Genomic DNA, 13,518 nt, shown 5'->3' with positions numbered 1-13,518 from the left:
AAGTCTAAAATTTGTGTCGGAACGCCCGTGCGATCGCAGTTTTTAGAGGCTTTAAATCAAGCCCCGTCGTTAGCCGATTTGGGCATTCCGGATCAGGTTCCCGTAGTCCTGGTCGTGGGGGGAAGCCAGGGAGCCGTGGCGGTGAATAAGCTAGTCCGGCAAGCGGCTCCGGCATGGTTGGAGGCTGGAGCATGGGTGGTACACCTGACCGGAGACCTCGATCCAGAGGTGAATGCCCTCAGCCATCCCCACTACATTCACAAACCCTTCTACGACAACATGGCTGCACTGTTTCAGCGGGCAACGCTGGCAGTGAGTCGTGCCGGAGCAGGAACCCTCGCGGAGCTATCGGTTACCGGAACGCCGTCCATTTTGATTCCCTATCCCTTTGCGGCGGAGGATCACCAAACCTATAACGCTAGAGTGTTTGAAACGGCGGGGGCGGCGATCGTCTATCCCCAATCCTCGCTTTCGGTGGCGACTCTGCAAAATCAGGTGTTGGACTGGTTGCGATCGCCCGACCTATTACAGCCCTTTGCGGAGGCGACGTGTCAGCTTGCGGTTACAGATAGCGCCGAAAAGTTAGCCTCTCTCATTCGCCAAGTTCTTGCAAACGGAGTGTAAGTGCCTCTTAGCTCAAGCCTTGAAGATCCGTCAAATCTGGTAACGAAACGTGCATGAAATGCAATAAAACGTTATGCAAAAGAGTGATGCACTTATCAACAATTAATGACACTTTGAGGGTAGTCCTCGTATGATCAAATTAAGAGGCGATCACAACAGGTGTAGCCACCCACTAAGTATCTCCCAAGCTCGGATTGAAACTGTTAAAGGTTTGCCTCACCGTTTTAATGAAGGAGGGCAATTATGAAACTTTTTTCTAAGATCGCTGCTGCAATTCAATATCTTACGGAAGGCGTAGCTCGGATATTTAGCCCAAGTACCGATGAGTACCCTGAAACTGGCGTACAGCCTTTTGAAGGGGAACCGAATTCGAGTTGGGTAGAATCAGGAGGGCACAAGTAAACGTATTTAATCGTTGAAGTATTTAATCATTTGAATGCTCATTATTTGCGCCAGTTCAGGCAGACATGTTTCATGTCAAGGAACTGGCGCTTATTGTTTTTAAGTCTCTCTAGCTATAGCTCATCATTTGAGGGAGAACCTGGGTTTTCAGATGATCAGCGAGTCGGAGGGACAAGGCTAAAATCGTTAGCGTTGGGTTCGCATAGCCTCCTGTGGGGAAGACAGCACTGCTGGCAACGTAGAGATTAGGAACCGAGTGAACCCGGCAGTTTTCATTCACCACACCTGTCTGGGGCGTCGTACTCATGCGAGTCGTTCCAATGTGGTGCGCTAGTCCGGCGGGTCCGCTCAGGTAGGGCTGTCCATCTCGGCAGTTTTTCGCTAAGCGTCCAAGCCCAGCAGTTTCAACGGCTGTAGCAAATAGATCTTGCGTGTGTCGGGCACTATCGATGTTAACCTGTCCCCACGTCCAATGAAGTTCGGCACGCGGCATACCCAGGGGATCGCGATCGCGACTCAGTTGAACGCGATTATTTGGATCAGGGGCTTGCTCCGTGATCATCAGCACCTCAAAAGATTGAAACCGTTTGTGGGTTTGGGGTTGCTCTGCCCATCCCCCTCGACCAAAGCCGTGGAGTAAGGACTGATCGTAGGTTTTGGCGAGGTACGCTGCACGGGCTACGTAGTCGATGCCTCCAGCTACGTTCAATAGGTGTTGGGCGATCGCAGGCCAATGTTTCGGATTCGGGTTCTTGAGATAACCCTGCTCCACTAACACCTTCAACGAAAGAATCGCCTGCGTTTGGCGTTGGCTCGGTCGCGGAAATAGGACGATTGCCCCGTTGAGCAAATGGTGTTCAGTCATGGCGGAACGACTGGGCTTAAAGTGCCCCATGACTGCATGACCGTCTATGCGCCGCATGTCGTAGAAGGCCATTTTCTGGAACACTTCTGTATTTGTGGGATACAGGCGACCCAGATCCAGAAGGGGATGATCCATAAAAAAGCGACCGACCAGATCGTTCTCGTTCCCTACACCTGAAGTTTGGTGCTGATTAGAGGCCAGCATTAACCTTGCTACCTCAACGCCACCTGTAGCTAAGACAAAAACCTTGGCCTGAACCCAATAGCTGTTTCCGGTGAAGTTACTCACCCGCACACGTTTGATAGATGAATGGCCTTCATCTGTTTCTAGCTCAACAGCCGTAGCGTAGAGATAGATATCAACATTCGGAGCCGCACTTAATTCCTGGAAATAATCTTGATAAAAGGCGGAACGTCGGCCAAACTGAAAGACCTTAGAAAGAAAAGACGCGTTTTCAAACGGAACGGGCTTGACTTGATCGTCTGACCACACTCCCGGATCGTAATCAAAGGAGCCTGCTTGGGCAACCACTTGGGCTTTCTCGTAATAGGGAACGAGTTCCTCACGAGCAAGAGGCCACCCACTATAGGTTACCCAATCTCGAACTTCAAAATCGATATCATCTAAAGGAACGTAACGTACGCCGATTTCCCATTGGCGATCGGCCTGTCGTCCAAGCTTAATAGACCAAACGTTAGAATTGCCCCCAAGTTGACGATTGCGGGTGACTTGAAGAGACAGAAATGGATCTCCAAGGGTTTCTGCAGTGCTGAGATCCTGAATATCCGAATCTTGGCTAATTCCTCCACTTTCTAATAGGCAAACCCGTGTAGAACTATTTGCCAATTCTCTAGCCAAGGTTATGCCAGCAGGCCCAGAACCGATAATACAAACTTCAGTGTTGATAACGTGGTCAGGTGAAAGCTCACGAGAATCTATTAACATATAAGACTGCAAATTAGAAGTTTTTAATGAGTATAAGTAAAAGCAGAAGAACTAGAGCGAGGATGCAAAAATATAAGCTTTTTGCACCGCTTTCACATGTATTAAGTTCGGGCTAACTCAATTCTAGTTGCGGCGTAGACTGTGCATCTTGATTTGGAGCTTGCAGCTGCTGTAAACGCTGAGATAAAAATCTCACATAGTGTTCACTAGTATTATGGTTTAGGAAATAATCATGAGCCCTTTGAGACATCTCCTGGGACTCTTTCGGATTAGCAAGTAAATAGGCGATCGCCTCTCCCATGCCTTTCGCATCTCCCGGTTCAACACCGATGACGAGACCTTGATCCATCAATTCACTAGAAAACCCGATGTTTCTGGTCATAATCACAGGTCTATTGCACGCCATCGCCTCCATGAGCACCGTTAAGCCAGCAGAGTACTGATTTTTCAGGAGACTAATGACCACAATATCTGCCGAGCGGTACAGGTCTCGCAGTTCGTCGAACTCGAAGTACCGAATCTCCATATTCTCAGGAATTGGATCAGGCATGCTTATGCGCGTGCCTGCCGATGCGTTAGGTGAAAATGCACAAATCTTAATGTCTACATCTTGATCTTGAGTGGCATGAGCCAAGGTCAAATAATCACGCTGCTCTAATCCAGCACTTGCAATCAGTGGACGTGACTTCGGTAGCATACCGTCCCCAGGCTTAAAGAAGTTAGCATCTGTTTGCTCAGGCAGCAGATAAACGTGCGAATCTGACAGATTTAGAAGATCTTGAAGATAATTCGCTTTGTATTGATCTGTAACGGTAAACAGTTGAATACTGCTCGCAAGACCTAAACGCTTTAGAAGCGTCCGTGGACGCACACGATCAGGTGCCATGATGGAGATCGCAAGCTTAGGGCGATCGAGCTTGAATTTTAAGAGGATGGCTAGAGGAATGCCAACATCTTCTCCGGTGCAGTAAACAACATCATCACGTTTGAGTTGGAATGCAAGTTGCCGTGCTAGCGCCCAGTGGGAGGGTTGTCCAATTATTTTCGATAGAACTTTATCAACGGGTGTAATAGTTTGTGGATCAGGCTGATGAATAGTGGCGTTCAGATATTGACTCATTTGATAGATGGTGTGGCGAGGCCCTTTGTCGTTCTGAGCGCGCTGAACAAACATTTCAAAGTCAAACGCTCTGCTTGTAACTAGATGAAAGCCCATATCAAAAATCCCAATTCCTACAAATACTCTATTCTTTAACAACAGCTTAGACAAATTTAAACAGTTCAAGACTGCGCGGACACCTTAGTTCCTATCGCGGTTTTAACTAATTCATCGACTGGACTTAGCGATTGAGAGCACGTTTAAAAGCTTTTCTAGACCTAAGACTTAACCACGTTGAATTTTCTAAGCTCAAGGCAGGCATGAAGGGCACTATTACAGTTCAGGGCATGGAAGCCCATAGAAAAGCTCTCATTGAGTGAACAACAGAGTCCGTAAGCAAACGACGTAGAATCATCCGGGAGATTGCTGATAAAGCAGTCAAAGGGTGATACGTAATGTGTAACTCTAATCGGAGGAGTAAGCGTTTTACTCTAGCTTGCTACTAATGTTACTCAATAATCTTTCCTCACTTTCCGATGTTTTGCGCCCCTCATCGCTCAATCTTCATCTTTAGACTGACTTAAATCAGGGAAGTTTACCGAAGCTTAACTATGGGGTGTCTCTATTAGTTTTTTATCTATATAGCAATCCTAAGTCGGTCGTGAGAAAGTAATCCCTGTGGGGAAAGGCTTTCAGGTCTTGATATTCTTACAACTCAGATCGGATTGCTATAGATAGAGGGGAATCAATAATTCTGATTTCACATCGCGTTACTGCTTTGGTCGTCCCTGCGTAGCGCGGAATAAAGCCACAAGGGTTGGAATTGTTAGCCACTGTGATCCCATGAATGCTACTGAACCTACCTTCTAGGGCGGTTACCTATTGAAGATGCGGATGTCTAGCCAATATTGTGTAACCCAAAACAAGCGATTACCTGTAGGACGTGTCCCTAGAATTACACCCGACTCAAAGACTTGGATACTGCCATCATGGTTCGTCTCATTACCCGTTGCATTAAAGTCACACTGTACACTAAGGGAGTGTTCCTCCAGCCGCTCCAAGCCGTTTGATCGAGATAGGTGAAGTAACGGTTCGCCTGCGGATGAGTACAGTTTTTACCCCAGGGTTTGGGTCTGCTGGTGTAGTGAATAATGCGCGGATTATCAATCAGATCAGGATAGACGCTTTGATCATACGGACTATCTTGGGGGGATTCAAAGTTATGGACGACATGCATTTGGTTCCATAACGGACTAATTTCTCCCCATTTACCTGCAAGCACTATATTGATAGCGTCTTGATCCGGGAAAGGAAAATCAGGATTCTTAGCAATGCACTTTAGTATTTGATCCGCAATTTTATCTTGTCTCCACCTCTCTAAGTTAATGACTAGAACTCCAGCATTCAGGTACTTGTTGTCAGCAGTAATACCTTGCTTCTCGAGCTGTAACGATTTGAGATGTTCAGCCCTCAAAAGACTGCGATGAACGGGATCTTGAACTGCTAATACATAGTTATCGCCTATCTCGCAATCCCAAAGCTCTGCTAGATTGCCTTCTACGACGACGTCTGCATCCAAATAAATTACTTTATGAAATTGTGTTGGAAGGATGGCAGGTAAGAGAAGTCGATAGTAGTTGGAAATGGGATGGGAGCTAGCGCGACACTTAAGTAGTGTTCGTTGAATTTGCTCCGATGTTGGCTTAATCCAGCGCACTTCAACTCGGCTCGAATCCAGAGTTTGAACGATCTTCTCTCGATTGGCCTTACTGATACCTCCGTCTAGAATACAAAAGATTATCTTGCGATCGCCATCCAGATTTTTTAGTGCTGAGAAGGCTACAACTGCTAAAGGTATGGAGAAAAAGTTGTCGGCTGCACAAGCAACAACAACAGGTTCCTTTTCCTCGTTAATTCTATTGTTCTCAATCACTTTTTCCATCTATGTACTCCTTGCCAAATCATCTGAATTAGGATTATTTAAGATTTACTGTTAATGAAGATACTCAGAGTTGTCTAGATGTTTGAATCAACATCAAAATAGAAGCTCTTACCTCCATCCTTTAAAAAGGATGCATTACTTTCACAACGTTGAAGATTTCTCGCTCTAACTACTGGCAACTAGCATCGAACTAATTGGGATAAAAATGAACTATGAAAATGCAGATTATAACTCACACATCCCTAGCAGGAACTTATCGACATTCACAAGCCATGGTACTGAGTGATCCCTCCAAAGCATATTTTCTCCGTCACATCTTCATGAAATCTTAGTTGACTTACTTAAAGAATTTACTTCGACTTTACCTCTAAATGAGTGAGAGGCCAGAGGGAATGTTATTCAGGCTAGGCCTCAGACTGGTGGAAGACTGGGAAAAAATGACTACTTCGATAGGGATATCCCATGGCAAAATCCCCTCTATCCTAGACGAGAAACGGGATGAGGGGGTTTTGGCGGGTGGATAAGTCAGCGATCGCCTAGACCTTAATAACTAATTTGCAGGGTGACAGTGGCGGTAACGTCCTGTTCCCCTGCAATGACAGGCGTAGATGCAAAACGATCCTCTGCCATCGCTGCATAGGGAATGGGTGGAACGTAGGTGGCCGAATTGTTAATTTGAATACCCACAACTTCATCACGGCTGAGTCCCAAAGCCTGGAGGACAACGTCAGCCTGTGATAGAGCGTCGTCTGTGGCTTCGCGGAGGGCATCGCGTTGGGCCGTGGCGATCGCCCCATCATCGGCAACAAAACTGATGCCATCAATCCGGGTTGCGCCTGCGTCCACGGCATTATCCATCACGACTCCGGCCTCGTCGGTGTCAATGCGGAAACTCACCGTATTCGAAGCGGTATAGCCAATAATCCGCTGATTGCCGTTTTCGGAATAGTCGTACTGGGGATACAGGTAAACGCCTGTGGTTTGCAGTTTGTCTACATCTTGAGATTGAAGATAGGCAATCACAGCGGCAGAGCGATCGGCGATTGCCCGTTGAACCTCGGAAGCCGTGTTGCCTTGGACTTCGACACCAAGCTGAATTTGAGCTAGGGTCGCCGAAATCGATTCTGTGCCTTGTCCGGTCACGGTAAGCATCCGAACCATAGGTTCCTCCTGAGCAAGGGCTGGACGGGTCAGTAGGCCCATGCTGGTAACGCTGAGTGCAATAGGCAGTGCAACAGTAATCCACTTGGAGAGTCGCTTGGGTTGAGAGAGTTGGATCGATGCCATAGGGATAGGGTCTCCTCACATAAGTACAGAATACAGGGAAGCCAGATCGGAGAATCTGGGGATATCTTCACTGTGTCATAACGACGGGAGATAGACACTTTTGTTACCGTTTTGGCAACGTTTTTTCAAATGGGGTGAGGGCAAGATCACCCATCTGGATGAGTCTGAGGGTCGATGAGGCGATCGCCCCTGACCTCCTATGGTGAAGGTATGGGGCTCAAAGCCCACACCCATCACTCAGATACGGTTCGAGGAGGTCGCGATGACATTTGTAACTCGCCTAGCAGCAGTCCGCCCCATTGCTAGCGCTGTCCTTGCATTTGGAATGTTGAGTGCTCCGGTGGTCACAACGGCTGCCCTAGCACAAACGCTCAGCGAAGAGAGGACTCAGGATTTGATCGCGAGGCGTCTCGATGCTGCTGAGGTTAATCCTTCCAGCCAAGTGTATCTGTTTGGTGACACCCCAGCCCGTGACCAGATTGGCTCTAGCTATATGGTGATGGAGGTGCAGGATGAAGCAGTGGTGGGTGCTATCTACATGCCCCATTCGTCCTTTGATTGTTTTCAAGGAACGGTAGAGGGCGATCGCCTCAATCTCAGCATTACCAATAGCTACGACCTCACCACCTACGCCTATTCGATGGATCTTCAGACCGATGGAGTCGTGGCCTCGACAACGCCAACGACTGTACCTGCCGAGCCAGCCGGGTATCACCTCATCTCTGCTGTTAACAATAACGACCTACGCTTGCTCGAAACCTGTAAGGCAGATTTTCAATCGTAGCCAAGCTGTGCCTCAGATTTCTCTCGCTACCATCTCGGCAAATCTATGGCACGTCTCCGGTCAGGTAGAGCGTGCCATTTGCCGCTTCAACATTTTTCGCATTTCTTCGGGGCATTACCGCAATCGCAGGAAGCGGTCTAGTATTCACACAGAGTTGGTAGGAGCAGAAACTATGAAAGGACGCTGCCCATCAGCAACGTCCCATAAAAGAGCTTGATTTGACCTGTTTTCTATGGGCGATCGTACCCCAGAAATCCGTTTCTCAATTAGTAGGCACAAACGGCTTTACCGTTTGAATTTAGAACGATGGTGGGATCCGTGTCCGTTACATTAAACATGACATCGCCTTCCACCGTTTCACGCACCATGACAGGTGACTGATTCAGGCACTCAGTAATCAATTCTGACCAGCGAATCACATCAGAACCAGCGGCGTCAGTAATCGGAGAATCAGTGGTGATCGAAGAATCTTGAACCACCGAAATCTCCATCGGAAGCGCATAGTAGAGAGGAGTAGGAGGATAAGAAGGCAACCAAACGCCACGTCCACCAATTACGGTTTCATCGTCAGGAGAATAGGTTCCGGCAGCAGCGGGAGGATGATCCGTGTCCGCAGGCCTTACATCGGGGAAGGATTGTGCCCACACAGGTGCCGTTGCACCTACCGCAAGCGCCGCAATACCCAAAGTTGCAATTTGCTTTAACATACTACCTCGTTCAGATCAGCAAAGTGTTGAATCGTTGTGGCACATGGGTAAAACTCAAAGAGACTCTAGTAAGGGCATTCCATCTTCCATTAAAGACACGATGCCACAAACAATTCTTTAGCAGCCTTACCCAAAACCGCTCTAGGCGTAGAGGAAAGATACATAGCTAACCTTGAATCGTTTCAGAGAGTATTACCCTGTCTAAGATTTTACGTTCAGATTTGAGCTTACCGGAAATATTTGGAATTTCTTAAAGGAAAAGATTTAAAACTTGAGCAATTTTAGTGAGGAGGCTCTGACATCCATATAAATCTCATAGGGCTTTAGGTTAGAGACTAGACCTCAATATAATCTCCAGAACCCTCATTCTACGGACATGAATGTTTCTTATGGTTTGGTGTTTGGTTCCCGATCTTGCATACTCGTAAGTGTCAATTGGGTTTGTAGATTTTTTCCGATCCATTGGGTTTCTGATCGGGCCGAACAACTCTGCAAAAAGCGCTTTTTCTAGAGACCAATTTTGAACTGACGTAGAAAAAATGGAGGCGATCGCCTTCCCTGCTCTTTAGCCCATTTCGGATAACGCTTTTGGCTTGCCTCTGTAGATCGCTGTCCCTGCTAATAGTAGGCATTCCCCCGTCTAAACCAGCTTATACTCTAGGGGTAGAAGCGTAGGCGATCGCCTGTCAATGTTAATTTTTAGCTAAAAACTGGGTATTCTCGACTAGGAGCCTATCTCTAGCGATCGCGTTTTATCGTTCCCAACGGCAGTCTTCATCAGACGAGTATGCGCTAGCGCAGCAATCCCAGGTCAATTCGGGTGTACTACCTGGCAAACAGACTAACGAGCCGGAGGGTTGTCCCTCTCATAAGGTAAAGCTATGTCAGACGCCATTTTCGACGTTGAAACTCCATTCAGTGCTTCCTCTACCCTTGACAGCGACCCATTATCGGTCTTAGAGCATCCACCTCGTCACCAGTCCCAGCTTGCACAGTCGTCCCTTAGTCAGGTAAAAACCTCATCCATTGTGGGAACGGCAGGGGATGATCGGCTGCGGGGAACGGGTACACCAGATACCATTGATGGCCTAGCGGGAGATGACACCCTCATTGGTCTCAAGGGCAACGATCGCTTTCTGGGACGGCGCGGGCGCGATCGCATCAAGGGCGGAACGGGGAACGATCGCGCCGAGGGCAGCGGCGGTTCAGACAAGATTTTGGGCAATGAGGGAGACGATACGCTGGTTGGCGGTGGCGGCAACGATCGGCTGCAGGGAGGCGTGGGAAACGACAAAATCGAGACGGGTGGCGGACGAGACTCGATTGTTTTAGCACCGGGTGACGGAACGGATACGGTTCTAGACTTCACGGTTGGCAAAGATCAAATCACGCTGAAAAAAGGGTTGAGCTTTGCCGATCTCTCTATCTCCGCATCGGGACGCCGGGATTCTCTGATCAGCATTGCTAGCACGGGCGAAGCTTTAGTCATTTTGAAGAATGTGCGTCCGGATCAACTGTCTCCCGATGATTTTGGGGAAACCTTAGCGCCGAAACCCGATGCGCAGGATGATGCGTTGACCGTGCGGGAGGGCGGCAGTAAAAGCAAGCTTAAAGGAGGCAGCGATAACCTGCTTGCCAATGATCGAGGTTCGCTTTTAACCCTAGACACAACCCCTGCCCAACAACCCCAGCATGGTACCGTCGAGCTATTTCTGGATGGAACCTTCGTGTATCGCCATGATGGCAGCGAATCGTCTAGCGATAGCTTCCAGTATCGAATCGTTGATGAAAATGGCAAAACCGACACGGCGACTGTCCAGGTTAAGGTGAATCCCGTCAACGATGCCCCGATTGGGACGGACGATGGGGCGATCGCACCGAAGGGAGGAACCATTACACAGCTAGAGTCGGGAGCGGCATCGGTGTTAGCGAACGATGTTGATCCTGAAGCAAAAGCACTTACGGCTGAACTCGTAGACGCCCCGCGGTATGCCAGCAATTTTCAGCTTAATTCAGACGGTAGCTTTACCTATACCCACGATGGCAGTCAGACTTTGAGCGATCGCTTCACCTATCGCGCCAGTGATGGCAAAGCAATATCGGATGTGGTCACGGTCACGATTACGGTCACACCCAGCACGGGCAATCCACCCATAGCTGGCGATGATCAGCTCGTGGTTAAGGAGGGGGGATCAACCACCAAACTGGTCAATGGTTCCATCAACCTAACCGATAACGACACCGATCCGGACAATCCTGATGAGATTTTGAAGGTATCTATTATCCCGACGGTCGCGCCTGTCCACGGTTCGCTGCAATTGAAGGCCGATGGCACGTTTGTCTACACCCACGATGGCAGCGAAACCCTGACGGATTCCTTTGTCTACACCATTCAAGATTCCGAGGGGCAGAGCGATACAGCCACGGTTTCAATCACCATTGATCCGGTCAACGATCAGCCTGCGATCGCCACTAACACAGCCCTCACCCTGAACGAAGGAGGACAAAAAGAGATCGCCGCCACCAACTTAAAAGCTAGCGATGTCGATACTCCCCCAGCCCAACTCGTGTACACGGTCACAGGTGTACCCACCCACGGTCGCCTAGAGCTAACGACCAAGCCGGGAGTAGCCGTCAAAACTTTTACCCAAGCCGATATCGATGCCAACCGCTTGGTCTATATTCACGACAATAGCAACTCAACGAGCGATCGCTTTATCTTTGACCTCAGCGACGGGGGCAAAGACGGCACGAAGCCCGTATCTGGTACGCTGAATATTCAAATTGCGCCTGTTCTCGATCTCGCGGTGGCAGTTGCCGATAGCATCGCCGTCAATCAATCAGGTACATCAACCCTGCTGGTGTCGGGAGAATCGAGCGTTTTGACCAACGATACCCTGGGCGAATCCGATACGCTCACGGCAATCTTGGTGAATGCTCCCCAGTACGGAAGCCTGGTTCTCAACAACGATGGTACTTTTTCCTATACCCACGACGGCAGCGACAATTTTGACGATAGCTTCACCTATCAAGTCACCGATGGTCTGAATACGTCCGATCCGGTGACGGTGGCGATCGCCATCACCCCCTTCAACAAACCTCCAATCAACGTCGTTCCCGGCCAGCAAATCACGGCTCCAAATACGTCGATTTTCTTCACGGAGAGCAACGGCAATCCGCTCCGAGTCACCGATCCGGATGCAGGCGCGACCCCCATTCAAGTTCGGTTAAAGATTTCGGCAGGAACGCTCAGCCTCAGTGGGGTTGCAGGCTTAACCCTCGTCATCGGCGACGGCGTACGCGATCCTGAAATTGTGATTCGCGGCACCATAGACTCCATTAACATCGCATTAGATGGACTGTCCTTCACCCCTGCCCGCGACTTCATTGGGACAGCACGGCTGACAATCTCTACCGATGACCTAGGGAACACTGGCGTAGGCGGATCGCTCGTCGATAGCGATATCGTTGATATCATCGTGGGCACGGCCAGCGACCTTAACGATCCTCCGGTCAACACGGTGCCGGGGACTCAGACCACCCCTCAAACCCAGGATTTAGTCTTTAACGCTGGCAACGGCAACACCCTCAGTATCAGCGATCCCGATGCGGGTAATGGCACGATGCAGGTACAACTATCGGTGACCTCTGGGGGATTGTCGTTATCGAAATTGACGGGACTCACCTTCCTACAAGGGGATGGCAGCAACGATAGCTCGATGATTCTCTTGGGAAGGATCGCCAATATCAATGCTGCCTTAGACGGTTTGCGCTACACGCCCAACGATACCTTCAACGGCACGGCAACCCTCACCCTCCGCACCAACGACCAGGGCAATTCGGGGATTGGTGTCCCCCTCACGGATCAGGATCAGGTCGCAATCACCGTTACCCGCGTTAACCGTGCCCCGATCGCCCAGAATGATGCCATCACTACCGATGAGGACGTTCCGATTGCGATCGCCGTATTAGCCAACGACTCCGACAGCGATGGCAGCCTGAATCCTGCCACGGTGGCGATCGCGTCCCAGCCTGCCAATGGCTCTCTCGCGATCAATACAACCACCGGAGTCATTACCTACACCCCTAATCCTCAATACAACGGCACTGATACCTTTACCTACACCGTCGAGGATAACGAAGGAAAAGTCTCTCAACCGGCCACCGTCACGATTACGGTCAACTCGATCAACGAACAACCCGTTGCCGCCAGTGATGCGATCGCGACAGACGAGGATATCGCTGTAGATATCAACGTTCTCGCTAACGACACTGACCCCGATGGCAATGGGACGATTGACCCAACCACCGTGGCGATCGCCTCCCAACCCACCAGCGGCACGCTCTCTGTCAATCCCACCACGGGCGTAGTCACCTACACCCCCAATCCCGACTTCAACGGCACAGACTCCTTTACCTACACCGTAGACGATACGGAAGGCTTCACCTCCGCACCTGCAACGGTCACCATCACCGTCAATTCCGTAGACGATAATCCTGTCGCCACCACCGACACCGCAACTACCGACGAAGATAATGCCGTGGTGATCACCGTTCTGGGCAATGACACCGACCCCGATGGGAATGGAACGATTGATCCAGCGACCGTGGCGATCGCCTCCCAACCCACCAGCGGCACCCTCTCCGTCAATCCCACCACCGGAGCCATTACCTACACCCCTGACCCCGACTTCAACGGCACAGACTCCTTTACCTACACCGTCGATGATGCGACAGGTCTAACCTCCAACACCGCCACCGTCAACATTACGGTAAATCCAGTTAACGATCAGCCTGTAGCTGCTGCGGATGCGATCGCGACAGACGAGGATATCGCTGTAGATATCAACGTTCTCGCTAACG

General features: G+C 49.7%; 8 protein-coding genes. 3 read left to right on the top strand and 5 right to left on the bottom strand.

From position 1 onward, the window contains the following. On the top strand, positions 1-624 hold a 624-nt coding region (locus IGR76_04555; protein ID MBF2077793.1), incomplete at its 5' end, for a UDP-N-acetylglucosamine--N-acetylmuramyl-(pentapeptide) pyrophosphoryl-undecaprenol N-acetylglucosamine transferase. Between the two features lie 511 nt (positions 625-1,135). On the opposite strand, the gene IGR76_04550 is transcribed toward IGR76_04555, so the two are convergent. The 4 genes from IGR76_04550 to IGR76_04535 form a co-directional block, all read right to left on the bottom strand. Next, positions 1,136-2,836 carry a GMC family oxidoreductase gene (locus IGR76_04550; protein ID MBF2077792.1) on the bottom strand — a complete coding sequence of 567 codons (1,701 nt, stop codon included), beginning with the start codon at positions 2,834-2,836 and terminating at the stop codon, positions 1,136-1,138. A 112-nt stretch (positions 2,837-2,948) separates the two neighbouring features. After that, on the bottom strand, positions 2,949-4,106 hold the full coding sequence (locus IGR76_04545; protein ID MBF2077791.1) for a glycosyltransferase family 4 protein: 1,158 nt from the start codon (positions 4,104-4,106) through the stop codon (positions 2,949-2,951). Positions 4,107-4,890: 784 nt separating this feature from the next. Then, positions 4,891-5,877 (bottom strand): glycosyltransferase family 8 protein, encoded by a 987-nt coding sequence (locus tag IGR76_04540; protein MBF2077790.1) that lies wholly within the window; start codon positions 5,875-5,877, stop codon positions 4,891-4,893. Between the two features lie 543 nt (positions 5,878-6,420). After that, complete coding sequence (locus IGR76_04535; protein ID MBF2077789.1) at positions 6,421-7,164, bottom strand: SIMPL domain-containing protein; 744 nt, start codon at positions 7,162-7,164, stop codon at positions 6,421-6,423. Positions 7,165-7,426: 262 nt separating this feature from the next. Between IGR76_04535 and IGR76_04530 the strand changes: the two genes are divergently transcribed. After that, the gene (locus tag IGR76_04530; protein ID MBF2077788.1) at positions 7,427-7,948 is read left to right on the top strand and encodes a hypothetical protein; all 522 of its coding nucleotides are present in this window, start codon (positions 7,427-7,429) and stop codon (positions 7,946-7,948) included. A 266-nt stretch (positions 7,949-8,214) separates the two neighbouring features. Here the strand turns inward: IGR76_04530 and IGR76_04525 are convergent, their stop codons facing one another. Then, the gene (locus IGR76_04525; GenBank protein MBF2077787.1) at positions 8,215-8,655 is read right to left on the bottom strand and encodes a hypothetical protein; all 441 of its coding nucleotides are present in this window, start codon (positions 8,653-8,655) and stop codon (positions 8,215-8,217) included. 881 nt (positions 8,656-9,536) lie between these two features. On the opposite strand from IGR76_04525, the gene IGR76_04520 reads away from it, so the two are divergent. After that, on the top strand, positions 9,537-13,518 hold a 3,982-nt coding region (locus tag IGR76_04520), incomplete at its 3' end, for a tandem-95 repeat protein (protein MBF2077786.1).

Source organism: Synechococcales cyanobacterium T60_A2020_003 (assembly GCA_015272205.1).
Taxonomy (GTDB): Bacteria; Cyanobacteriota; Cyanobacteriia; order RECH01; family RECH01; genus JACYMB01.
Note: the sequence above shows the minus strand (reverse complement) of the source record. Positions and strands in the feature narration are given on the sequence as shown.